Source organism: Paenibacillus piscarius, assembly GCF_022234545.1.
In the GTDB taxonomy this organism is placed as follows: Bacteria; Bacillota; Bacilli; order Paenibacillales; family Paenibacillaceae; genus Paenibacillus_AQ; species Paenibacillus_AQ piscarius.
Map to the genome: position 1 here is coordinate 128670 of NZ_JAIEUI010000004.1, position 24889 is coordinate 153558.

At 51.3% G+C, this 24889-nt stretch carries 14 protein-coding genes; all 14 read right to left on the reverse strand.

All coding sequences use genetic code 11. The features are described from left to right. Positions 1 to 82 precede the first annotated feature (82 nt). Positions 83 to 2284, reverse strand: coding sequence for an ATP-dependent helicase ComFA (locus tag K1558_RS08900; RefSeq protein WP_238651139.1), 2202 nt, complete (start codon positions 2282 to 2284; stop codon positions 83 to 85). A 422-nt stretch (positions 2285 to 2706) separates the two neighbouring features. Beyond that, the gene (locus K1558_RS08905) at positions 2707 to 3153 is read right to left on the reverse strand and encodes a glycosyltransferase family A protein (RefSeq protein WP_238651141.1); all 447 of its coding nucleotides are present in this window, start codon (positions 3151 to 3153) and stop codon (positions 2707 to 2709) included. 270 nt (positions 3154 to 3423) lie between these two features. Beyond that, positions 3424 to 4146 carry a response regulator transcription factor gene (locus K1558_RS08910; RefSeq protein ID WP_238651143.1) on the reverse strand — a complete coding sequence of 241 codons (723 nt, stop codon included), beginning with the start codon at positions 4144 to 4146 and terminating at the stop codon, positions 3424 to 3426. Between the two features lie 4 nt (positions 4147 to 4150). Next, on the reverse strand, positions 4151 to 5308 hold the full coding sequence (locus K1558_RS08915) for a sensor histidine kinase (protein ID WP_238651144.1): 1158 nt from the start codon (positions 5306 to 5308) through the stop codon (positions 4151 to 4153). A 55-nt stretch (positions 5309 to 5363) separates the two neighbouring features. Beyond that, entirely contained in the window at positions 5364 to 8093 is a 2730-nt protein-coding gene (locus tag K1558_RS08920) for a stalk domain-containing protein (RefSeq protein ID WP_420800419.1), read from the reverse strand. A gap of 236 nt (positions 8094 to 8329) precedes the next feature. Continuing rightward, positions 8330 to 12367, reverse strand: a complete 4038-nt coding sequence (locus tag K1558_RS08925; protein ID WP_238651145.1) for an Ig-like domain-containing protein — start codon at positions 12365 to 12367, stop codon at positions 8330 to 8332. A gap of 205 nt (positions 12368 to 12572) precedes the next feature. After that, positions 12573 to 13775, reverse strand: a complete 1203-nt coding sequence (metK, locus tag K1558_RS08930; RefSeq protein WP_238651146.1) for a methionine adenosyltransferase — start codon at positions 13773 to 13775, stop codon at positions 12573 to 12575. A gap of 208 nt (positions 13776 to 13983) precedes the next feature. Further along, positions 13984 to 14256 (reverse strand): alpha/beta-type small acid-soluble spore protein, encoded by a 273-nt coding sequence (locus K1558_RS08935; protein ID WP_238651147.1) that lies wholly within the window; start codon positions 14254 to 14256, stop codon positions 13984 to 13986. 189 nt (positions 14257 to 14445) lie between these two features. After that, positions 14446 to 15015: a hypothetical protein gene (locus K1558_RS08940; protein WP_420800420.1), complete on the reverse strand. Its 570-nt coding sequence runs from the start codon at positions 15013 to 15015 to the stop codon at positions 14446 to 14448. A gap of 90 nt (positions 15016 to 15105) precedes the next feature. Beyond that, the gene (locus K1558_RS08945; protein WP_238651149.1) at positions 15106 to 17967 is read right to left on the reverse strand and encodes an Ig-like domain-containing domain; all 2862 of its coding nucleotides are present in this window, start codon (positions 17965 to 17967) and stop codon (positions 15106 to 15108) included. 579 nt (positions 17968 to 18546) lie between these two features. After that, the gene (locus K1558_RS08950) at positions 18547 to 18888 is read right to left on the reverse strand and encodes a hypothetical protein (RefSeq protein WP_238651151.1); all 342 of its coding nucleotides are present in this window, start codon (positions 18886 to 18888) and stop codon (positions 18547 to 18549) included. 173 nt (positions 18889 to 19061) lie between these two features. Further along, positions 19062 to 22703, reverse strand: coding sequence for an S-layer homology domain-containing protein (locus tag K1558_RS33010; RefSeq protein WP_238651153.1), 3642 nt, complete (start codon positions 22701 to 22703; stop codon positions 19062 to 19064). Positions 22704 to 22888: 185 nt separating this feature from the next. Beyond that, positions 22889 to 24016 carry a glycosyltransferase family 4 protein gene (locus K1558_RS08960; protein ID WP_238651155.1) on the reverse strand — a complete coding sequence of 376 codons (1128 nt, stop codon included), beginning with the start codon at positions 24014 to 24016 and terminating at the stop codon, positions 22889 to 22891. 113 nt (positions 24017 to 24129) lie between these two features. After that, on the reverse strand, positions 24130 to 24888 hold the full coding sequence (locus tag K1558_RS08965) for a WecB/TagA/CpsF family glycosyltransferase (protein ID WP_238651157.1): 759 nt from the start codon (positions 24886 to 24888) through the stop codon (positions 24130 to 24132). Between the last annotated feature and the right edge of the window lies 1 nt (position 24889).

Genomic DNA, 24889 nt, shown 5'->3' on the forward strand with positions numbered 1-24889 from the left:
ATAAAGTATGTATTTACAGGATAAACGAAAAGAAGCGGCAGAAAGCTTGAGACTGCGGGAGCTCCTTAGTGACAAGTACGTCTTAACGGGACCTTAGATAGCCTTGTCTGCGGGCAATGGCATTCATCCTGCGGATCTGGGCGATCGCTGCGCGCTGTGACCTGCTCCATTCCGGTGAAGCAAAGATCACCTGTCCAGCCGGATCATCCGATGAGCGCCCCGCCCGGCCTGCCATCTGCACCAGGGCCGCTTCGTCAAACAGCCCGCTGTCCGCATCCAGAATATACACATCGCTGCGCGGCACCGTCACTCCCCGCTCCAGAATCGTAGTCGTAACCAGCAGAGAGATCGTCCGGTTACGGAAATCCAGCACTTTCTCTGCCCTAGCCGGATCTTGTGAAGAGGTTCCTTCTATAGCAATCCCGGGAAAAACATGCCGCAGCAGCTGTAATAACTCATCGATATGGGCAATCCGCGAGACGAACACAAAAATCTGCGCCTCACGCTTAAGTGACCGCTGCAACGCCGTTACCAGCTTTCCCGGAAGCCTCCCTTGCCTCAGGCAGCGGTGAAGCGGCGGCATCCGGATATGTCGGGGAACCGGCAGAGGATGGCCGTGATAACGAACCGGAACCCTCGCATGCGGCAGCCGTCCGGCACGGGCCAGGCGCTGCAATTCCGCAGGCGGCGTAGCGGAGAGCAGGATGAACGCTCCCCCTGGCTTACAAACCTGCTTCGCGGCATAATCGAGCATGGCATCGTTGTGAAAAGGAAACGCATCGATCTCATCGATGATGACCAGATCGAAGGCCTGGCTGAACCGCAGCAGCTGGTGGGTTGTCGCCAGCGTCAGACCGCTTCTGCGCCAGCGGTCCTCGCTGCCGCCGTACAGCACGGCCGGGCTGTGCGCCGGAAAAGCCTTCGCCAGGCGCGGCGCCAGCTCCAGCACGACGTCGCGCCGCGGCGTCGCAATCAGCGCCCGCCCTCCGGCGGCGAGCGCACTATCCAGGAGCGGGAAGATCATCTCTGTCTTCCCCGCTCCCGTCACCGCCCAGAGCAGGAACCGCTCTGGGCCTCCCCGGGCGGAGCGCTGCCGCGGCTCCGCCAGGAACCCCAGCGCAGCGGCGGCGGCCGCCGCCTGCGCTGCGCTAAGCCCCCACCGGCGTGCCGCTACGGTGGGGGAGGCGCCGGCCGTGCAGCGCACGGCCGGCAGCGGCGCGCTGCGCAGCAGCAGCGCGCAAGCCCGGCTGCGCCCGAGGCCGAGACAGGCCTCGCAGTAGGCGCAGCCGGCCAGGCCGCACGCGGCGCAGGCCGTGCGGCCCGTGGGTACGCTGCCGCAGCGCAGGCAGCGGGGGGCTGCGGCGCGGCGGGCGGCTGCGCCGCGCAGGGCAAGCGCAGTGCGCAGCCGCGCCAGCACACCATCTCCCCGCTCCCAGTTCCCTCTCCGCTCTGACCTCCCCACACTCCGCCCCCGCTTGTACCACCGTCCCCTTTCACCCTGCCCCCGGCCCCCGCTCAGTTCCGGCTCACTCTCACCCCGCTCCCAGCTCATCCTCCCCTCTGACGTCCTCACACTCCGTCCCCTCTTGTCCCACCGTCCGCTCTCAACCTGCTCCTGTCCACTCTGACCAACTCCAACCGCTGCCTCTATCTGCAGCCGCCCCTGCAAATAAGCAAGCTGTGCCGCAGCGATCCAGTTATCCGTCAGCTCAGGCAGCATCTCTGTGACCAGCGCCTCCGCCTCTCCCGCCAATAAAGAACGTCCAGCCAGCGCCTCTGTCAGCCGATCAGCGCCCGCCGCAAGACTATGTAAGGTATACTTCAGCTCCTCCCTCTGCGTACTTGTCCACTTATACGTTCCCCCATCCACTCTCGCAGGCTCCTTTTCACCCATCCCGTCCAACCGGGGGCTACCCACATGCTCTCTCCCCGCCGCCAGTCTCCATACCTCAATCTCTTCAAAAGGCCACCCCTCTCCTCTCTGCCCGCCAGCTTTCCGCTCCGCCTGAACCTCCGCCTTCAAAATCGCTGTGGCGTACTTCCGCCAATCCTCCTCATTCCAGCTCCGCGTCTTGGCGGTAAACCGCCCGGCGCCTGCCAGCTTCACCGCCCAGCCCAGCGGCATAGACCTGGAGAGCACTACCATCCGGTCTGCCCGCCGGCTATTCCAGCCTTCCACATCTCCGCCTTCCCCGGCCCACCACCACCCATCTACCTCCAGATTCATAGAAACTCTAGTTACCCACTCCCCGCTAAGCTCCACTGCATAGACAGCCACTTTCACCCCTTCGCCCCCTCCCAAAACAAATAAATTCAGTTTTCCGCACATATCCGGCCCACACACCCTTAACGCCGCCCAATCTATTCGGTTTTCCACATACATTTAACTCACTCCCCTCCCGCCAGCCTAATTCATCCTAACGGATGGTTGATTACCTTCGAGCGAGCATTATGTATGCTGTTTTTGCCATAGATTCTGTCCGTATGCCTGCTGCGAGCACAATGTATGCTGTTTTTCACATACATTCAGCCTTCATCCACATTTCAGCATTAGAGTCTCTCTACGAATCATTCAAAGAACTCTTATCCACCAATTTACATGCACCTTGTCCACAGCAGGAGGAAACTATAGTTTCCTATATAACAAAAAACACACTGCCCCATTCCTGGAGAGTGTGCTTCACTCATAACCGTCCGATGTAGTTGTCACTGGCCAAGCTTTGATCGTTCTCCCCTGCTTCCCGGCAGCTGCATGATCCGCAGTGGCAGCAGCGGCTCCGGGGCCCGCAGATCCACCGTTACTCCCTGCAAAAGCTGACTGCCGCCTAAGAGACTGGGCAGGGGCATTGCAGGAGCGCATTCAATCGAAGAGCTGTGATAAGCCATCCTTGAGGCTACCGCCATGGTTCCGTCCTCTGAGCCGTCATCCACCACTGTAACCTGCAGGGTTCTGCCCGTACACAGAGCATAAATCGCAAGGACCCGCAGATACCACTCCACCACGGCTTCATGGTTGCGGGTAATCAGAATATAATGAAGCCGCTTTCCGCCGCTTCCTGCTGCTGCCCGGCTCTGTGCCTGATGATGCAGGATATGAACAAGGGCTGCTGCCGATGCATAAATACACATAATCCAGATTAACTGGGCGATCATGAAGATGCACCTCCCTCTTATACCCACACTATATGCCGGCATAATAAGGACGGTGACAGCCCAGCGTGCAGAACCCGGCCCCGATGGGAGCAGGCTGCACGGTAACGCAGAATTAGGTACGGATTCAAATCAGCATTTTGCAAAATTCAAATCTGGCGCGACTGAAACAATACTATGCCTACAGCATCCTTCTGCAAGCAAGTTATGTACCATTAGATTAGGATCACTTGGGATTCTCCAAAACGCTCAGTTAAACGATTATGCAAGGAGCTATAAGGTTACCCATCCATATTTGATCGAATTGATAACAGCCTGCGTGCGGTCGTCTACTTCCATCTTTTGCAGAATGCTGCTGACATGGTTCTTAACGGTCTTCTCACTGATAAACAGATATTCTCCGATCATCTTGTTGCTCTTGCCCTCTGCCATCAGCCGCAGCACTTCAGCTTCACGGCGGGTCAGCGGATTGTTGTCGCCTGCGACAAACTTCACGCCCGCTTCCTTCACGGCCGTCTCGGCAATCGCACCGGTCTCGTTAAGATACGTCATGCGCCGCAGCTGATTAATCAGCTTGCCGGTCACCTTCGGATGGATAAAGGCATGGCCCTCGCATACAGAGCGAATAGCATTAATCAGCGACTCGGCTTCCATATCCTTCAGCAGATATCCGTTGGCGCCCTTGCGCAGCGTCTCAAATACATAGCTTTCGTCATCATGGATCGAGAGGATAATAACCTTGACATCCGGGAACATCTCGCGCAGCTTCTGGGTCGCTTCCACCCCATTCTCAACCGGCATATTGATGTCCATCAGCACGATGTCCGGCTTGGTGCCGTTGCAGAATTCAAGCACCTGGATGCCGTCACCGCATTCACCGATCACCTCGATGTCATCCTCCATATTCAGAATACGCTTGAGCCCTTCACGAAACAACTGATGATCATCGGCCAAAAGAACTTTGATGGGCGCTTTGCCAGAGTTTTGGTTCTCCATCACATTACTCCTTTCCTTTTTCCACATTCGTCGGAATGTGAATAACAATTGTTGTGCCCTGGTTCTCGGCGGATTGGATTTCCATACGTCCCTCCAGCAATTCCACACGCTCACGCATTCCCACCAGACCGAAGCTTTCGCGGTTGGCCTGCTCACTGATCTTCTTCACATTAAAGCCTAATCCATTGTCTTTCACAACGATTTTGATTAATTGGGCCTGATACGTGATCTCCACCAGTACATAGCTGGGATAGGCGTGTTTGGCCGCATTGGACAGAGCCTCCTGCACCAGCCGGTATACTGCTGCTTCCATAGCTGAGGATAGCCGGTGTTCCTTCCCCCTCGTTTCAAAAGAGGTCCGGATCTTCGTCTTCTCCTCATAATCATGCACATACTTCCGCAGCGTCGGGATCAGCCCCAGATCATCAAGCGCCATCGGACGCAGGTTGAAGATCACCTTGCGCATTTCCTCCAGGCTGTATCTGACCTGCCCCTTCAAATCTAATACTTCGGCCTGGACCAGCCCAAATTCCTGCTTCACCAGCATTCTTTCTACAATTTCCGTCCTTAGGACTAGATTCGCCAGCATTTGAGCAGGACCGTCATGAATTTCCCGGGCAATTCTCTTCCGTTCCTCCTCCTGAGCCAGGATAATCTTGAGTCCGATCATCTGCCGGTTCTTCGCAGATTCGACAATTCGCGTCACTTGGCCTAGTTCTCCGGACAGATATTCCAGGACAACGCTCATTTGCGAACCGATGGACTCCGCGCGCTCCACAGAATTTTCGACACTGCGGACCCGCATCTGCAGTTCATCCCGTCTGCTGCGCAGATAAGCCTCTCTTTCCCTGGTCATCATCAGCTCCAGCTGAAGCTCAGTGGCCTTCTCATAAGCAATCCGGATATCCTTCTCGGTATACCGGACGAAATCCCGGCTGACCTCAGTCAGCCGGATCCGGGAGCGGTGATACTGCTGCTCCAGCTTGTCTACCTTCTGCAATGTTTCATCCGTTTCTTCCATAACCCGCTGCAGTTCCTTGTTGAGTGCAGCAAGCTCATCACGTGCAACCTGCAATATTTCAAAAATCTGATACTTGCTGCTCTCCATCACGTCGATGGTATTCTTAATGACGCGATCAATCGCATCGGCCTGAAATTCCACGGATGCTTGCCCCATTTCTATCGAATCGTATTAGGCTTTCCTTTATATTAACATATCACGATTCGATCGTTACGGTCTTCGTGTTCTGTTCCCATTTTACAGTGAGTCCAAGCTGTTCTGATACGAGTCTGAGCGGTACTAAAGTCCTGGAATTCAGGATCAAAGGGGCTACCTCCGCACTCTGCCGTTTCCCGTTCAGGATGAACTCCTTCTTATTCACAGTCAGATCCAGCACCTTGGAGCCGCGCAGGACCAGAATCGACTTGGTCTTCGCATCCCACACCGCATTGCCGCCGAAGGCATCCAGCACATATTTGATCGGCACATACGTGCTGCCGTCCTTCATGACCGGTGCTGCATCGATGGCCCGCTTGGCGCTGTTCACGGTCATTGATTTGGAGCCAATACTCATCGACGCCTTCCCTTTCGGCAGGCCTGCTTCGCTGGAGAGCGAAGGCATCACGAAGGAGATATTGTCAAAAGCTACGGTTCCCGTCTTCGCCCGCTCATCCTGACCTTCCTCTACATTTACCACGTACAGCCGCTTAAGGGAAGCCGGGAATTTAATCCCTGAGCCGGACAGGTCGATGCTCAGCGTCTTCCAGCCGTTCCAGTCGATCACTTTGGCCAGGTCAATATAGGCCGTCTTCCCGTCAGCATCCGTCAGCTCCGCACGCAGCCAGTTCAGGCTCATGTCACCCATGACATCCACTGACATCGAGGTTGCCGCCGCAGGAATACTTTTGCCGGTTGTGCCGTTGAACTGGGCGTATGCGTACATTTTGCCAGTGCCTTGTGTCATATCATAGCTAAGCGACAGAACCTTCGAGCCTGCACGCTCTGCGCTGCCCGGAGCTATGGCTGCAGTACCGGTAACCCCCGCTGCATTCGTAGTGAACGCGATCGGGTAGGCAGTGTTCTCGAAATCCTCCCAGGCCGTTGCTGCCGCTGTCGATAGAACTACCGCAGTGCTGAACCCGTCATAACGGGCAATGGCATACCCGGTGGTTACACCCGGATCAACCGCCTCGACATTAAGCTTCCCGTCACCCACGCTCCCCTTGAAGCCGATGAACTCCCACTTCAGTGCGCTTGCCGGAACAGCAATCGTGGCTCCGCTCTTGGATACCGCACTAACCGGAACGGATACAGAGGCGCCTGCCTGAAGCGGTGCCGTCGCTGTTCCGACGCTCAGACCGGACAGGTCTTCTCCGCCCAGCACGGTGACCTGGGTCTCGGCGCTTGCATTGCCGCTGGTGGCCTTCAGCTTGACGGTTCCCGGCTTAACGGCCGTTGCCTCTCCCGCATTCACCGTCACACTGCCGCCGCTTGAGCTCCACGCCGGGTTCGCTGCTGCTACATCGATTGGATTGTAATACGTATCATAGCCTTTCAGGGAATACGTAGCCTTTTGCCCGATTAAGAGGATCTGGCTGCCGCTGATCTTGATCCCCTTCACTTCCCCTTGCGGGGCATTTGTGTAGACGCCAACGCCGTTAACGACCGTGCGCTGCTCTTTGCCGTATTCGGTATTGAATGTAAGGGTTGTCCCGGTCTCCGCCAGCGGCCGGTCTACCATCGTAGTTGAGCCCCCTCCGTCCAGATTCATACCTTTCCATACCCCGATATTCGTCATGAAGGATTGCAGCTCTGTCAGGGACAGCCCTGCACTGATGCTGTTCTTCTCCGCGGCAATAACATACACGTATCTTCCATCCTGGGAGTAGCCCAGCGCTGTACGCGCCCGGTATCCGCCAATGCTGCTTGTCGAACGGGAGAAAGTCGCTGCCTTACCGTTATTGACGAGAATGGTATGCCCGCCAATCATCATCTGCAGAGTGGACGGGTCCACCTGCTGTTGCGTGGTTTTGGAGCGGAGGGAGTAGGTGCTGCTAAGCTTCTGTCCCTCAACCAGATGGGCCTTGACGAACTGGGCGGCCAGCCCGTGCGTCCGCAGAATATAGGCTCCCTTAGGCACAGTAATCGGCAGAGCCGCATCCAGCGAGATCCGGGTAATCGTATCATTCTCGACCAGCACCTCTGTCGGTGTAGTCGAGCTGTTCTTCGGGCGCTCCAGCGCTGTCCATGCATCCGTATAGATATAAGCCGCATTCGCATGGCTGTACGTCGAGCTGCCGCCCTCCGGATTGTAAGCCCCTTTATTGATCCCGGACAACTGGAACTGGGAGCCGTCCTCGGCAGTCAGCATCCCCTCAAAGGTGAATTCATCGATCAGCGGCTTGCGGTCCTTGGTTACTGCAAAAGCATACATTCCGTTTAACTGAGATGGTGTAGACATCAGTACGCCGCCGGAGACCTGGCCGCCAATTGGCGCGCCTTCTCCGCCGGTATTGAAGTAATCCCCGTTGACGCCCGCGACAGCCCCGGTCTCTGCAGCCATCCCCCCGGTGCTCTGCCGGGTCGTCAGGTTTCCGCCTTTGCCGGTCATGACATCCACAGATACATAAGGATTATTCAGATCGACGCGGATGACACTGGCCAGTCCGGTCGCACTTTTCCCGGAACGGGTTGTCGTAAATTTATATTTCATCATCATCGCACCGGAGGTGATTACTTCTTCACCCAGCTTGCTTACTGAGAAGGATGATGCAGCCTGTGCTACCGGCGCGAGCCCTGCCCCCAGCCACCCGGCTCCTTCACTCCCGACAACCGGCATGATCCATATTACACCTGCAATAGAAGCGGCAATCCACTTTTTGGCAGTCAGCCATTGCTTTCCCTGTGCTTGTTCCGTACTTTTGTTCCCCATGTCAAGCTGATTCATTTCAGTGTAACTCTCCCATCTGTGTGTACTCTTCAATCTAGTTATCTATTTCCGGCATCAGTACATAGTTATAGACTATACCTTTAATAGACTGTTCCCGGCCTGAAAAGTTGCGATTTTGATAGATTTACCGGAGTCTGAGCCCATTCGCTCCAGACCTCCCGGAGCTTGTTTCGGCATGCAAAAAAAGAGCACCCGGCCATCATGCCGAATGCTCTTTTCCTGTTTGTCTCCGCCTACAAGTACCCTGCTGTCTTCAGCATCCGGTGCAGCATGACCGCCGCCTGCCCTCTGGTCGCGTTGCCCTGCGGCTGGAACTCAGTAGTGCTGATGCCTTGAATAATCCCCGCTTTGACCGCCTTGGCCACAAATTCAATACTCTGGCTGAGAATTTTCGCCCGGTCCTTGAACGCGCTGAGCGTATTGACTGCAGATGCACTAAGCGCTACCGGCTGTCCCGTATACTCCAGGGCTCTCACCATCATAATTGCCATTTGCTCACGGGTAATCTTGTCCTCCGTCCGGAAGGTGCCGTCCGTATTACCTGTAATAATACCGGCCTTCGCTGCGGCCCCGATATAAATTCCGGTCAGGGTAGACGCCTGCACATCCGGGAAGCGCTGTGCGGTCTGGCTGTCTCCCGGCAGCCCCAGCCCTCTGCTCAGCATCACCGCGAACTCCCCGCGGGTAATCGCCTGCTCCGGTTTATACTGGCTGCCATAGCTGCTGTCGATGATATTCTTCGCTGCCAGCTCAGCTACAGCCGTATTGCTCCAGTGCGTAGCCATGTCGGCAAAAGAACGTGTGGAGCTGAATGCACCCACAATCTGATTGCCATTGGTCAAAGCCCGCATTACCTTATATGCCCCTTTGGTAATGACCGTCGTAGGCAGATAGGCTGCATCGTAGTACGACTGGTCCAGCCGGGCCACAGAAGCCGCTTCACTGTTCATAGCGCTTGTGGTGCGGACCGTGTACTTCCCGGGCAAGCTAAGCGCATTCTCATTCGCATAATTTCCCGTCACCGCCGCAGCCAGCCGCAGGTCAGCCAGCGGGGTAATGCTCGCAAGTCCCTGTGTCTGCAGTCTTTGCGCGAAGGGAGCGAACGCTTCTGACGGCATTTTCTCAATGCGGTAGGTCAGCGAAATATTGTTGCCGGTGGTGTTGAGACTGGCTACAATGCCGTTCAGGTCTATTTTTCCAAGGTCCACACTGAAGATCTGGTCCCCGTAGCGGATGCCGAAGGAGGAAGCCTTATTGCGGTTGAACGCATCGATCAGCGGCTGCAGCGGCACTGTAACATAGGCGGCCAATTCATCAGCAGGCACCTCAAATACCAGTGCACCAACTGCCTGTGTATTCAGATAGACATAGCTGGCCGCGAGTCTGTCAGCACTCAGGCTGTATCTTTTAATATTCTGGCTGTAAATGGAACGGTCTGCCGCCGCCACTGCGGAATCACTCTTCAGCAGCGGTAGCGCCTCTCCGAATTCACTGGCTTCGAGCGTACCCAGATAAGAGGGACGGTTCACATCCCCCGGTGCTGCAGCTGTACTTCCCGTGAGATTCTTCACCGGCAGCAGCGAGAACGAAGCCAGCGCATTCCCGTTAGGATCCTTAATGAATGACGCGCTGGTCGTATATGAGAGATCCACCGTCTGCCCGCTGGCCGCAGGCTCAGCCAGCATGAGCTTCAGCACCGCTCCGGTCAGAGTATAGCTCTGAACCAGTGTGTTGCTGCCATTCAAGCGAACCGTAAACTGGGAGGTACTCAGCGCAGAAGAAGTAACCATACTCTGTACAAAATTCACCGTCAGCTCATTGCCTGTCACTGTAGCGCTGCTGATCTCAGGCACGGCAATATCGCTCAGCTCCACCGGCTTCAGATCCACATAAGCGGCACGGTTGCCGTTCAGATCGCTAAGCCCCTTCGCTCCGGGTACGTAGGAGACAGTGACTGTCTGTCCGGGAACCAGATTGTTCTGAAGCGTCAATTTTACAGTGCTTCCGTTCACCGCTACATTGGTAACATAGTTGGGCGTGCCTCCGACAAGCACCGAGAACTGGCTGTTCATCGGCAGATTGGTGTCGGACAGGCCTTCATTGTAATTCATGACCAGGCTCTTCCCGCCTCCCGTGGCATTCTGGAATACCGGGGGCACATTGTCCCTGCTGTTACGGATATGGAAGTCAGTGAAATTCGCAATATTCTGTCCCAGCGAGCTAACCAGCGGATAGGAGCCTGCATAATACGACACCCGCACCGATTCTGAGCTTCCCGCCTCTGAGTTCACTGTCAGATAGACGGTGTTGCCGCTTGCGCTAATCGAATTCACTCCGAGGGAATAACCGTCTGAGGTGACCACGAACTGATCACGGGCATAGGTGGATACCGATTTCAGCGTATCATTGAAGGTCAAGGTGACCGTCCGCCCGGTGATTCTGCCCTCCTTGGGTGTAGGAAGAGCCGATTCAATGCTGTTCGTAATCTGCTGGCCGGCAAAGGTAGCCGCCGCGTTCCCGCTGGTATCCTGGATGGTCCGTACACCGCCGGTATAGCTGATTTTGACAATCTGGCCTACAGCCACACCTGTACCGAGCACTACATATACACTGTCCCCTTGCATGTAGGCACTCTCGACCGCCCGGGTCTCATCATTGACCGTTACCGTGAAGCTGGAAGCCAGCAGGGCAACCGTGGAATTCAGCGTCTCATTATACTTCAGGCGGATCGTCCGGTTATTGTCCAGCACAGCTCCTGCCAGCACAGGCGGCGTCTTATCTACAGCCAACGTTCGGAAGCTCCAGGACCGGGTACCGCTTAACCCCTCATATTGCACATTAGGATCTGCTGCATCCGTAAATGCTCCTTTGGCAATATCTATATAGTAGATCGTGTCGGATTCCAGGGCAGCGCCCGGCTTAATCAGGAATTCTCTGGCCGAACCTCCCTGCTGTACAGACGCTGCCACCTTAGAACCGTTGCTTTTGTAGAGAATAACTCCGTTGTCCACCTTACTGTTGTAGACTGCATCCCGGTTAAACGTCAGCGCAATGGACCTTGTGAGCTCCACGGATTCGCTGCGGTCTGGTGGAGATAATGCAGCTACTGACAGACTTGAGGCCGAGGCCGTGGTGAATGTCCACGAATACGGGCCGGAAGCCGGAAACACATGGCCGTCCTGATCATAAAAGGCTCCCTGCGGGATCGTTACTGTGTACAAGGTACCATTCGCAAGCGGTGCAGCTGCTGAGGCCGGCAGCAGTGTAATCACCGTGCTTCCTCCGCCGGTCACACTCGTCGAGTTCACATTCAGCCATCTGGTTCTGGAATCATCCGGCGTCCCCGGAGAGACAGAGATGGAGCCTGAGGCCGGGCTCACCGGACGGTCAAAATACAGCTTAATCGCCCCGCTGGAGGATGCCCCCGTCGATGCGTTCGCCGGAGCTGGCGATACGGCAATTGTCCCTGTACCGATCGTGGAGAAGCTCCAGCCGCTGCCGCTGGATATGCCTTGGAACGTAGTATTGTTTGCGTCTTTGAAGGCATAGGGATCAATCAGCACATAATAATTCCCGCCGGCCGGCAGCTTGTTCGCGAGCGTAAGCGTAACTGTAGTGGAGGCATCCCCCTTCTCCAGAGCCACTCCCGCCTCGCCCTCTCTGATCGCATATTCCTGAATAACCGCATTATCTGCCGAGGACAGCAGCTTAACCGTACCGCCCCCAGCACTAAGGCTGCCGGACAGCCGCATACTCAGCTGGGTCAATCCCCCGGCATCCACTCTTGCATTGGCAGCAGGCGACAGGCTGCTTACTGTGATAGCCGGATTGACCTCTGGAGCAGTCGTGAACTTCCAGCTTGTTGCTGCGGATTCATTGCCTGCACTATCCTTAAAAAGCCCTTTGGGTACACTTACACTGTATGTAGTATATGGGGCATACCTCAGGCTTGCTCCCAGCTTGATTTCATAACTGGTGGAGTTACCGATCAGGCCCGCCGTACCTATCGCAATCTCTGTAAATACCTTGTCCGCGTTAACGTCGGTAATGGTGATTTTCCCGGACTGCGGGATCACCTGCCGGTCAAAGCTTAAGCCCAGCGAAGCCCCCACATTAACCAGCGCTGCCCCATTTCCGGGAGAATAATTGATTCCGAATTCCGAAGCGGCGTACACCGCCGATGTATGTATACCGATAACCGGACTGCCCAGACCCAGCAGCAGACTGCCTGCAAGCACCATAGCCGTTCCTATTCTTACTGTCTTATGCATTCTTGTAAAAGCTCCTTTCAGCCATACCAGCATTTCTTGTATACTGTTATATTTCGGCTAAAGGGCTTCCAAAGTTTAGAAGATGGCGGTGACGCAGTCCTACACATGACATAAAAAAGCCCATCCAACAGCATCCTATACAGGATCGACTGTTGCATGGGCTTAAGCTAGATAATAATAATGCCTGCTTGCATGTTTGCTTCTCTTATAGACCTGCTTGGGCTTTTAACAACTCTGCTTTATCCACGCGTTCCCATGGAAGATCCACATCCGTCCGGCCAAAATGGCCATACGCTGCAGTCTGTCTATAGATCGGCTTACGCAAATCAAGCATTGAGATAATACCTGCTGGGCGCAAATCAAAATTGCTGCTGATCAGTTGCACCAGCTTCTCTTCGCTGATCTTGCCGGTTCCATAAGTATCCACGTTGATCGATACAGGGGTAGCTACACCAATTGCATAGGCCAGCTGGATCTCACACTTGTCGGCCAGACCTGCTGCCACCAGATTCTTCGCAACGTAACGCGCCGCATAGGCTGCAGAACGGTCCACCTTGGTTGGATCTTTACCGGAGAAGGCTCCGCCGCCATGACGGGCATAGCCGCCGTATGTATCAACAATAATCTTCCGTCCGGTCAGACCGGCATCCCCTTGAGGTCCACCAATGACGAAACGGCCGGTAGGATTAATGAAATATTTCGTAGCTTCATCCAGCAGCTCGGCAGGAACAACCGGAAGAATGACATGCTCCTTAATGTCGGCCTGAATCTGCTCCAGCGTAATATCTTCGGCGTGTTGGGTAGAGACTACAATGGTATCCACACGCACCGGTGTATCGTCCTGGTATTCAATCGTTACTTGTGTTTTGCCATCCGGACGCAAATATTTCAGCGTTCCATCTTTACGGACTTCAGCCAGACGGCGGGCAATCCGGTGGGACAACGCAATCGGAAGCGGCATCAGTTCCGGTGTCTCATTGGTGGCGAAGCCGAACATCAGGCCCTGGTCACCGGCGCCAATGTTAGCTGTCTCTTCGGCTACCAGTGCAGGATCACGATTCTCCAGTGCAGCATTAACTCCCTGGGCAATATCTGCAGACTGCTCATTCAACGAGCTGAGCACAGCGCAGGTATTGTAATCGAAACCGAATTTTGCCCGGGTATAGCCGATTTCCTTAATCGTATTACGTACAATGGCCGGAATATCCACATATTCAGACTTGGTGCTGATTTCCCCGATAACAAGCACGAGACCTGTTGCAACAGCTACCTCACAAGCTACACGGGCATTAGGATCGTTAGCAAGAAATGCATCTAGTACCGCGTCGGATATCTGATCACAGATTTTATCGGGGTGTCCCTCCGTTACGGATTCAGATGTAAACAGATGACGCCCTTTGATCGACATTAACAACAACCTCCCAAATGGTTGATCTGACACTGTTCGAGGGGGCTCCCTCGTAGATAACAGGCCAAATATATGAAGTAGAATAAATAATATTAGCTGATCGCCTGTTTTATTCAAAAAAATGAACCTTCTCCGGATGGAAAAGGTCTACGGCCTTCCTCAATGGTCATATTATCGTATTTACCGGTTGCTGTCAATTGAAGGCAGCTTATGTGAAAAGAGACTGCTCCGCCTGTCTGATCAACCTCTTTGTAATTTCCCCGCCTACGGACCCATTATCTCTGGAGCTTAAGTGACCCAGATAAGGAGTTCTTCCGGAGGCTCCGGTTCCACCCGTCATCCCCAGTTCTGAAGCAAACTCCGTATCCATTCCACCGCCATACGAAGCTCCGTATAATCCAAGCTCAGAAGCAATTTCGAGTTGCATTTGTTTCAGCATTGCCCGGCTTTCAGGTACAACTGTACGGTTTGTTCGTGCCATGTTACAGCACCTCCTGTAAATTTGTAATGATTACAGAAGTATTGTGTGCGGATTTCAAAGACCTGAACCGGCTTAATGATTGTCAGCTGTGGGAATGAGTGCCGGATGTATCAAATTTCAGTGAAACGGACACACTATTATAAGGAGAGAAAAATGTCGAAACCGTAAAAGTTCTGGCGAATCCTGACGTTATTTCAGCGTATATCCGCCACGGACCATGACAACAAGTCCCAAAGTTTGACCATTGGCGACATTAATTCCGCGGCCATCCCGTGGGAACGACAACAAATGATTCGTCGGGGCCGCTGCTCCGTTAGCCAAATCGACACCATCCGTCAAATCCGCTACACCGTTGGTGTCCTGAGAATAGATCACAGCCTTGCCGGCACGGACAATAAACTCTGCTCCTGCACTTGCTATCAGTGTCTGCCCTGGCTTCACATCAACAATCTCACTGGCGTTCCCCGCCGTGCCTGTATTGCCTGTCCCGGAAGCTGGAGCCTTCGTAGGCGCTGCAGTTGCTGCTGGTGCAGTGGTTGCACTTGGAGCCGGAGCTTGAGTTGGAGCACTAATGTTCCCGCCTTGTAAGGCTTTCTGAATCTGTTGGTCCACATAGCTCTTAGTCACCACCGGATCCTCGGCCGTTCCCGGCTGCGATCCTACACCGGCTCCTTCAGCCGTAATATTCAGCAGCGAGCCTGCCCACAGACCACCAGCCAGCAGCGCCGCTGACACGGTCACTTTCATGCCTTTGTTCAAGAGTAATTCCTCCTCATATTCGGATGAATGGCTATAAAAAAAGAATAGCCTCCGAAGAGGCTATTCTTTGCTTCGTTGAGGAAGCTGATATTACTTACCGCTCTGTTCTGCGCCAGTAACAATTGGGTTACCAGTGATATCAACAATCTTAGAAGTGTCTTTAACCTTGACAGTTACTGTGTTGATAAAGTTTGAACTCAGATCAAGCTTGCCGGCAGTAGCATCCTTCACATAAGCAACGATGTTACTTCCGTTCGAATTAATTTCGCTTCCGAAGAAGAGAACATCAGAACCTTGGTATTTACCAGCTTTAACATTGAACGATACATAGTATTTGTTCAAGTCAGTACCAGATGTGATGCGGTTACCCATAACTACCTCAGAATCATCAACCAATACATTGTTGATTTTGAACTCAAAGTTAGAAGCACTCAAAGTTCCAGCGTTTTCTGGGTCAGTCACCACATTCTTGATTTTCTCGGAGAATTCAAGAATCAGGGACTTACCATCATTCGCAGCTACAGCAGCAGATTTAAATGTTGGTTTAACTCTGTCTGTCAGGCTGATGGCTGTTTTAGATGCTACTACGCCATTACCTGCAGTATCAGCAATACCGCTAGCAACAAAGTCATAATTCTTAGTTTCGCTGATGGCAGATCCAGAGAACTGCACTTCAGCGACTGCATCAGTTGGAGCAGTATTTGGACCACTCAGAGTTTTGATAGTTACATATGCATCAGAAGGAAGGGCCTTGCTATCGAGAGTGTAGCTGTTAGGATCTCTCAAGCTGGAAACATTAAGACCACTATCGTCTTTAGCATATACATAAACTGTAACCGTGCTGTTGCTAAGCGTGCTGTCATTGTGCTCTACTTTGTAAATTTCTGGAGCCTTATCATCAGCAGAAACTGAAGATCCAGTCAGAGAAAGTACAGTAGCAGCCAAAGAATTCTTAGCGAAGGAATCATCTGTTACCAAACCTTCAGGAATACGCAATGTGTGCGCACCGGTAAATGATTTACCCACTTGGTAAGTCAAGCTCTTCTTATCGCTGGAGAGTACACCGCTACCCGAAGGAATAGTTGTTGTTACAGCACCAGTAGAATCACTGATCAGTGTCAAAGTTTTACCTGCAGCTGGGGACAATACTTTCTCGGAGAACTTGATAACAAGACCTCTGCTTGAGTAAGTCACGCCAGTTACTGTTGGAGCCGCTGTGTCCTTTGTGAAAGTAATAGCTTGGGTTACAGGAGTACCCAAAGTATTACCAATGGTATCCTTAACATTTGCTCCGAACAAGATGGAACCAGTGAAAGTGCTAGTGGCCATTGAGCCCAGTGGTGATCTCAAAGTAACTGTTGCACTGTCAGAAGTGTTTTCAATGGAGAACACACCTTTGCTTTCGCCATTAGCATCCAGCAAACGAACGTTACCTACGAGAGAATCGCGGTTAACTTTCTTGTCGAATACCACTTCAACATAACGATCGCCAACTGGAGTTACGCTCTTGATTACAGGAGCATTAACATCAGAAGACACAGTTACACTTGTTTTAACTGGATTAGGAGTTGCAACGTTGCCTGCGAAGTCAGAAACATTCGTCAGGGACACATCGTAAGTTTGGCCACTAGTCAAAGTACCAGTAGTCAGAATAAAGGAATCATAAGTGTCGCGAGCTACACTTGCAGCAGCGCCGTTCACATAAGCAATCAGACCAGAAAGCTTAGTAGGTTCGCTGAATTTCACATAAACCTTATTAGTTGTTGACTTAGCAACAGCCGTAACAGAAGTTACTGTTGGAGCTACAACGTCAGCAACATTAATCAGATCAGTGAAGGCAGGAACTTCTTCATTTCCTGTAGTTCTAACATCTTTGCTAACCACTACAGTGTACTGACCTTTAAGGTAGTTAACTTCGCCTGGAACTGTCAGAGTAGCTTCAGTGCCATCGGTGTTAAATACAACCTCAGCATTTTCAACAACATTCGCGGTTGTCGAAACCTTCACAACTTTTACAACATCATTAATCAATTTGCCATCAGATACAATGGAATCTTGGGAAATCTGACGGTTGAATTTAATTACTACTTGCTTCGAGTTAGGAGCTGATACAGAAACAACCTTAGGAGCCTGCAGAGTTACTTTTGCAGTGTAGTCCTTTTCCAGGTGTTTGAAGTTGATTGTTGTTTCAACGCCTGCTACCAGAGCAGTTGTCAATTCAACGTTTGCAGTAGTTTTGTCAGAGAAAGTTACAACCACTTTGGTTGGGCTTACTGCTTCAGCAGAAGCTACAGTCAAAGTAGGCTGGCTACCCATCTGATCTACTGCGTAAGCAGTTTGAACTACCAGAGCGCGGTCAGCATTGCCTTTGAAGTTAACGTTCTGAGCAATCAGACCTTTGTTGATTACTGCTTGCACAAAGCCTTTAGCCCATGCAGATGCATTGTTGTCAGTTGTAGTAGGTTGTTCCAGTTTCAGAGCGCGGAACAATACAGTCGCAACTTCTTCAACAGTTACTTTACCGTTGTAGTTGAAGATACCTTTAACAGTATCTTGACCCTGCATCAAACCTTCTGCAGTAACGGCTTCGATGTAAGGAACAGCCCAGTTAGAAGCAGTGTAACCTTTATCTTTGTAAGACAGCTTGCCAGTTACTTCTTTAAGATCGAACAGCTTAGTAACGATCTTAGCGAATTCTGCGCGAGTCAGATCTTTTTCAAGGTGAGCTTTACCATCTGGGAATCCGTTAAGGATACCTTTTGCTGCCAGAGCGTTGAAAGCTTCCTCTGGAGTTGCTTTTGCTGTTTCACCAAATGCTACAGAGGCAAACATCGAGAATGCCATTGCTGTAGACAATGCTACGGATAAAATTTTCTTCATAACCTTTTTTTCTCCTCCTTGGACATTCGTAAACTGGGAATTTTCTTTAGTTGTGTAGCTCATATCACTCATTTGTCGAGCACCCCCTTTCCCGAGTTGAGCATATTAAGTATAAATAATGTCTGTGACGGGTATCACAGAAACTTGTAAACAATCTCAAGGCATAGTAATACTAGATTCCTAATTCTACCTAAGTATTATACAATGTGCCTCTAGTCACGTAAAGCTTAATTTTTCCATTTAGCAATGTGGGCTGCCTGTTGGCCTCTCCGCATTTGCCTTGTGTAAGTGACTCTACACCTTAAACGCAATAGTTTTGAAAAAGTTGCGCTTTGATTAAAAAAACTTTTTTGACCCTGCTGTATCCCGGCCCTGGAACTCTAGAAGATACAATATGTATGTTCTACTAACTATTGTTAATGTTGGGTGGCTACGGGAATCAGTATAGCACAGACACTTTCTGAACGTCATTAAGCAAAATTTGTTAAGTTTAACAGCTCTTATTCGTCTACAATATAGGATATATATGGCTGCGCCGTTTGAACTAATAAGTAATTACCCACTGCACATAAAGATTAACAGGCTTAAGCGGTAATCGGCAAATTAAAAGGCTGCCTGGTACAGGCAGCCTTCCTCTGTTATATTCAGGACCTAGCGAATCTTCATGGAGAGCTGGATTAGCTCCTGGCGCTTCTCAGGGCTTGAATTGACGTTCTCATACATAGCGTCAATGGCAGCACGGTTCTCGCGGTAGCTCTTCTCATGCTTGATTGTGGAATGGGACCACTCAATCAAGGCGTTCTCAGCAATCACCAGATCGTTGTAGGCGTCATGGAAGCCAGTAGCTTGAACCAGCTCTTCCATCACTTCCTGAGTAATCTCCATCACAGCACGTTTAGCCGCGATTTCCTTTTCCATAACCTTAGCTCTATTCTCAAACATATTCTTTGCTTTCGTGTAGTCCAATTGCGCCTTAGATAAAATCGGTTTCATCGATAGCTTTCTCCTTCTTGCATTAAATGTTTGTGCTTACAGCTTCTTAGGTCATTGTAACGCAAAGTTACACACAATTCAAAGATTTGTATTTGGAAATTGTAAAAGACAAGCCTCCCTCCCGTGCACGGGGAGTTGGAGGCTTATTTTTGCTTCATATATAAATGCATTCTCTATAGTTTCTTCATTTTAGCCATAATCCGCTTTGCCATCACTGCCGCATCCGCTCTGGTGAAGTTAGCCTGCGGATCGAAACGGAAGGTCGCCTTCTTCTGCCCCGCTACCAGCTTGTTCTCAATCCCCGACATCACACCAGCCTTATAAGCGGCCAGGATAGATGGTGCTGAGTACACGGATACAATCGAGCCAGTATCTGTGAAGAGCTTCTGGAGAGCCGCCAGATCTTTAGCATTGTCACCCAGTTTGAGGCTCATAGCCCGGGCGATCATGACCGCTGCATCTTCTCTGGAGAGTGTACGGTTTGGCGAGAAGATCCTCGGCGCCGTTCCCCGGATAATCCCTTTGCGGACCGCAGTCTCAATGTAACGGTAATCCCAGTGATAATCACTGTATCTTACTACATCGGAGAAAGTCAGGTTATTAGGTTCATAATCCAGCTGTATCCCCATAATCTTAACCAGCATGGTAGCGAACTCACCACGGGTAACATTCTCATATACGCCGAATTCGTTCGCATCCTTGGCATTCATAATGCCTCTGGACAGAACGGTCTCCAGCTCGCTGCGCGCATAAGTGTGGGAGACAATGTCGTCATAGCTGTAGCGCAAACTCATTACTGTATAGTAGCCGAAGCCGTCGAAGGTAGCCGTAATCGTCTTACTGCCCGTATTCACAACCCCGCCCATGTTGTACCAGGTTCCGTCAACATTCTTCCATACGGAAATATTGGAGGTTGCCGCATTAACAATGCTCGGATCATATTTCAGCGTGATCTTCCCTTGTTGTGTTGGCTCCATCCATCTGCCCATATGCCCAAGGAAGGACTCATTGCCTTTCTTATACGGATGGGAAGCCACTACGGTAGAGTAGTCATTAATTGAATTTGCCGAGACGAAATACCCCGGGTCAATCCAGTAGAGATTGGAAGCATACCCGTAATGAAGCTTAGGGGTCATGTAGGCAGCAGCCAAGCTGCTGGCAGGCACCTCGACCAGCTTGCCGTCCTGATAGCTTGTTCCGTCATACTCACCCACCGGATTGTACTGCTTCACGGTACGTCCGTCCTGCTTATCCGCAATGCCGAGCAGGATATATTGATCGTTGAACAGATTGATCTGCCGTGTATTGGTTGTGCCCGGTGTCGGTGTCGCATCCCGCAGCATCGTCCCTTTAGGGAATACAATACTAACTGCATTCTGGAAGGCAGTCAGCTTACCGGAGGAGTTCAGCGTCGTCTTAAGCTGTGATCCCTGCAGCACTTCATCCGAGTAGGTCACATCAAAAGAACCGTTGGTTTTGGTTGTCCCTGTTGTTACGGTGAACTTGATGGTGTTCTTGCCTTTCTTCAGACCCTTCAGCTCCAGGCGGAAGATGTCCTTGTTCCCCTTGACCATCGCTTCCTTGCCAATCAGAATGCTCGTTGCCCCTTCTGCCTGAATGCTGACATCAAGGAAATTCTGTTTGATAATGCTCTCGTTAGGAAGCTTAGGCGATAAAATGCTGTAAGGAGGGACCTCACGGGTAATCAGCAGCGTCTGAGTAACGGCGGCCGTTCCCAGTCTCCCTGTGATTACAAAAGTCTGCAAGCCTGTTGTAGGCAGCTCCTGGTTCTTAATAATGAATTCTCCATCTTTAGTAGCAGGTACTGTCAGATAGGCTGACTCTGTTGTCCAGATTTCATTATTACTAACTGTCTTATAGTCAGCTACCGCGTATTGTTTACCGTCTTTCATAATTACAACCTGAGTAGCATTGCTCGCGACAAAACGGATATCCGCAGTAGATTGGTTGGTTGTATAATTCAGGTCTGAATTCTTAATGAATAACTTGTCCGGATCTGTAGTCTGACCTACCGGATATGGAGCAGCGCCATTAATATTAGGAGCATTATCCGGGAAGAAATAAACGGTAAGATTCGTTGAGACTGGAACACCATTTGCCACACCTGTAATGGCAATTTTGTTCGGGCCTGAAACCATCGAAATGCCAGCGGCATTATTGGTAATCATGTAACTGAAATCATCATCCGCAATCGTTGGAGTAACTGTTGTACCATTAACAGTAATTTTAACTGATGCTTTGTCAGCAGCAGGGAAGTTCACCAATCGTCCCTTAATGGCACTGAAATCAGCTGCGTATTTAAATACTTGGTTATTGTAAATATTAGACACATCGATAAACGGAGCTGAGACATAATTAACGGATAATACCCTCGTATCAATAACCAACCCGTTTTTCTTTAAATCAATATGCAGAGTCTGTTCCCCTGAAGGCATACCCGTAATCTTAAATACTCTATATCCTTGTGATGTCTTCATTGTTTTCCCTTCCACAACAAAACGGGAGGAAACCTTGGTTCCATTCTGGTAAGAGCTGATCTCCAGATTATCCGGAGCAGTTGCGGTCTCGCTGGTCTTCACCATCAGCCACAGAGGAAGTTCAAACAGGTTGGAGTTTCCAGTGAACACGCCCGATGAAGAATACGTAATCGTAGTGTCTCCTGACGGACTATAAAGCTGCTCGACCTCAGTAATAGAAGGATCATTCGCATTACGGTAAGTGAAATCTAGCGGATTGATACCCTTACCGTCATAGGTTGCGTTGTTAGTGTTGAAGGTAATCACATATTTACCATTAGCTGAAATGGTCACATCGGCAGTACTGGTATATTTAAAAGTGATGAATTCTCCATTTCTGACTCCAGTGGCATCAACTGTAGTAGCTGCTCCACTCCCCACCACACTGTTACCGGTAGTGGTATTCTTGATGCTAAAAGTTAAATTCGAAAGAGGCGGCGTGGAAGTATCCTCAGCCACTCTAAAGGTAATGGAGCCGGATAATTTACCAGTAACCTGGGTATCTGCACCTGTTGGGGATACTACCTTCCCCGCATCCAGTGCATAAGAACCGATTGTGGTTTTATTCGGAGTCCCTTTATCAATCGGCGCATATACTACTTCGCGTGTTACCGCATAAGTGCGAGTTCCCGAATCTGTAGTTGCAACAAAGGTCAGCTTGTTCAGCCCCGCCGTCAACGGGAGGTCGGCAATGACGAAGGTACTGCTGCCTCCGTTAAACATCTTGGTGTTGTTGACCATCACCTCGGTAGCATTAGGGGCTTCGAGCGTGAGTGTCAGTCCCGCAGTATTAACCAGCGCAGGTGTATTCTCACTCAGCAAGGTACCATCGGGTAGAGCGATATTATAAATGGCCGGCACGTTGGAGAAATTAACATACGCTTCACCGCTGGCCAGGCCTCCTGTTGCGGTTGTCCCGTACACTGTAATCCGGTTGAGGCCCTGGCTCAGCTTCACATTAGGAAAACGGAAGAACTTCTCGTTCTCAATGATCGGCTTCACATCGGCGCCGCTTGCTCCCGGTACGTCATTACCGTTCACAATCCCGTCTACCTTGTAATAAATGCTGTCCGCAGAAACCCCGTTGAACGTACCTTCCACATCAACCGTGCTTGTATTTACTGAAGTTGGGGCACCCTTGTCTGTACTGAATTTGGTGAACTGGAAGTATTGCCCTGTCACATCCGCAGCATAGACAGCGCCTGCTGACGAAAGAGTGGACAGCAGCATCACTACCGCCAAAAACATACCGCCTATCGCCTTCAATCTTTTCTTCACGTAAGAAACCTCCTACTGCTATTTGGTGTATTGTCGGCCTGTGCAGCATTCCGCGTCTTAACCAACTCTCTATTTTTATCGGACAAGGATTGACTAATAATTAGCAAAAAAACAAAAAACCTTACTCCAGCGGAGTAAGGTTAGTAATATCTTACACTATAAAATGATAAATGGCTAAAGACTCTCTACGACTTGGAGCTGCGCTCAGGATCGAGCTTCATCCGCATTCTCAGGAACAAGTCAATCACCGGACGCTTGGTCTTGCTGATGACACCCGTAATCTCTGCACCTATCTGCAGGAAGAAGAGCATGACACAGATGACTACAAAGGTAACCCAGTTGGCTTCATATAGCGAAGCGGAGGTCTGGATGACAGCCAGGATACCGAAGAAAGCAGCAATGCCATAGATGATCAGTACCGTCTGGCGGTGGCTGAAGCCCAGTTCACGCAGGCAGTGATGAAGATGGCCTTTATCCGGCGCGAAAATCGGCTTCTTCTGCAGCTTGCGGCGTACAATGGCGAAGAAGGTATCCGAGAGCGGTACTCCGATAATCAGGAGTGGTGTAATGAACGATACTACGGCAATCTGTTTGAAGCCGAGCAGCGCCAGCAGCGCCAGGCAGAAGCCCAGGAACAGGGAGCCGGTGTCACCCATGAAGATCTTAGCCGGATGGAAGTTAAAGAACAGGAAGCCGAGAATGCTGCCCAGAAGCAGCAGGCACAGCAGGGCAACCATGGTGTTCCCCATCAGGAAGGCCATTACAGCAATTGTAGCTATCGCAATACCGGATACACCGGCAGCCAGCCCGTCCAGACCGTCAATCAGGTTCACAGCGTTCGTGACACCAACAATCCAGAAGATGGTCAGCGGGATGGCAATCCAGCTCTCCAGCGAGGAATAACTATTATGAAAAGGAATATTTACGAAGTCCACCGTGATGCCGAACCCGAACACTACGATGCAGGCAGCAGCAATCTGGCCCAGCAGCTTCACCTTGGCTGACAGCTCAAAGCGGTCGTCGAGTGCACCAATCAGCACAATCAGTCCGCCGCCGTACAGCAGCGCTTTGATGAAGCCCGATTCACGCGGAGTGAATTCATAGGGAATAATCGGTAATACGGCAAGCAGACCTAACACAAACGCCAGAAAGATGCCGAGTCCGCCAAGGCGGGGCATGATCTTCGTATGCACTTTACGGGCATTGGGCGTATCCGTCGCACCGATCTTCACAGCAAATCTCTTCACGAGCGGTGTCAGAAGCAGTGCAAGCCCCATGCACACAATAAATCCGGCGATGTATATGATTAACATTAGTCAAGTCGACCCCCATTTCTCTACCGCATTGAATTATACGCTGAACCAAAAACAAATTCCAATACTGTTTTTAGGCTGTTACACGGATTTTTTCGGTAAATATCCCTGTTTCACTGTTCTTTTGTTACTTTATCTTTCTCTCGCATCACTTTTACTGCAAATTTCGGCAGCGCAAGCATTCTTTTGTAACGTGTAGGTTCCTTAAGCAGTCTGTATAACCATTCTGCCCTTAATTTCTGGAATGCTGCCGGAGCACGGCGGCTCTTGCCCGAGATCACATCAAAGCTCCCTCCGACGCCCATCATGACCGGAATCTGCAGCCGGGACTTATATTTGGCAATCCAGGGCTCCTGGCTGTCCGCCCCTCTGGCGACAAAGAGCAGATCCGGCTTCGCTTCAAGGATGGCGCTGACAATCTGCTCATCCTCGTCCGGACCAAAGAACCCGTCATGATATCCTGCGATTACAATACCGGGATATCTTGTTTGTAACCGGGAAGCGGTCTCGCGAATCACCTCAGGGGTGGACCCGAGCAAATATACTCTCCAGTGATAGCTTTCGCCCTGATGCAATAATTCATGTAAAAGGTCAAAACCGGCCACACGCTCGGCTACAGGCTCACGGCAATATTCTGCGGCCCAGACTACGCCGGTCCCGTCAGGAACCACCAGCTCTGCCGATTTCATAATCTCCATATAAGACGGATTCTCCAGCGCCGCCATGACCATGATCGGATTCGCCGTGATGACCTGGTGAGGCTCCCGCCGCAGGACTGCATCCGTCAAATAGGAGACCGTCGCCTTCATATCCACCTTCGACACCCGTATGCCAAAAATAGGAACTGTCGGTAATGCGCTATCTGCTTTCACT

Excerpts from the sequence above, each read along its gene's own strand:
- K1558_RS08905 (WP_238651141.1), bottom strand. The coding sequence starts at position 3,153 with ATGATCGCCCAGTTAATCTGGATTATGTGTATTTATGCATCGGCAGCA.
- K1558_RS08910 (WP_238651143.1), bottom strand. The coding sequence starts at position 4,146 with ATGGAGAACCAAAACTCTGGCAAAGCGCCCATCAAAGTTCTTTTGGCC.
- K1558_RS08920 (WP_420800419.1), bottom strand. The coding sequence starts at position 8,093 with ATGAATCAGCTTGACATGGGGAACAAAAGTACGGAACAAGCACAGGGA.
- K1558_RS08925 (WP_238651145.1), bottom strand. The coding sequence starts at position 12,367 with ATGCATAAGACAGTAAGAATAGGAACGGCTATGGTGCTTGCAGGCAGT.
- metK (WP_238651146.1), bottom strand. The coding sequence starts at position 13,775 with ATGTCGATCAAAGGGCGTCATCTGTTTACATCTGAATCCGTAACGGAG.
- K1558_RS08935 (WP_238651147.1), bottom strand. The coding sequence starts at position 14,256 with ATGGCACGAACAAACCGTACAGTTGTACCTGAAAGCCGGGCAATGCTG.
- K1558_RS08945 (WP_238651149.1), bottom strand. The coding sequence starts at position 17,967 with ATGAGTGATATGAGCTACACAACTAAAGAAAATTCCCAGTTTACGAAT.
- K1558_RS08950 (WP_238651151.1), bottom strand. The coding sequence starts at position 18,888 with ATGAAACCGATTTTATCTAAGGCGCAATTGGACTACACGAAAGCAAAG.
- K1558_RS08960 (WP_238651155.1), bottom strand. The coding sequence starts at position 24,016 with ATGTTAATCATATACATCGCCGGATTTATTGTGTGCATGGGGCTTGCA.